Raw genomic sequence first — 456 nt, 5'->3', positions numbered from 1 at the left:
AACGCCCGCATCGTGCGCGCGGCTGAGCAGTACTACCGGGCGATGTACCGCGGCGCCGCGGCAAGCTGGAACCTGCGCGACCGGCACATGTTCGATACGCTGCTGCGGCTGATGGCGCACCGCGAGGATGCGCGCGCGGTGATCTGGGCGCACAACTCGCACATCGGCAATGCCTCGGCCACGGCGATGGGCTGGCGCGGGGAATTCAACATCGGCGAACTGGCGCGCGCGGCCTATGGCGACCAGGCCGTGCTGATCGGCTTCGGCACGGACCGGGGAACGGTGGCCGCGGCTTCGGACTGGGGCGCGGACATGCACGTGATGCAGGTGCGCCCGGCCCGCGACGACAGCTGGGAAGGCGCCTTTCGCGGTACCGGTCTGGCCCGAGCGCTCACCGACTGGCGGGGGTCGAGGCGCGGGGACGTGTCCGACCTGCTCTCGCAGACCCTGCTCGAG

Annotated in this window: 1 protein-coding gene; it reads left to right on the top strand. The window is 71.3% G+C overall.

The features are described from left to right. Positions 1 to 456 (top strand): erythromycin esterase family protein (locus LK12_RS23370; protein ID WP_039290739.1); only part of this gene is annotated, 456 nt, incomplete at both ends.

Source organism: Novosphingobium malaysiense, assembly GCF_000802225.1.
In the GTDB taxonomy this organism is placed as follows: Bacteria; Pseudomonadota; Alphaproteobacteria; order Sphingomonadales; family Sphingomonadaceae; genus Novosphingobium; species Novosphingobium malaysiense.
Note: the sequence above shows the minus strand (reverse complement) of the source record. Positions and strands in the feature narration are given on the sequence as shown.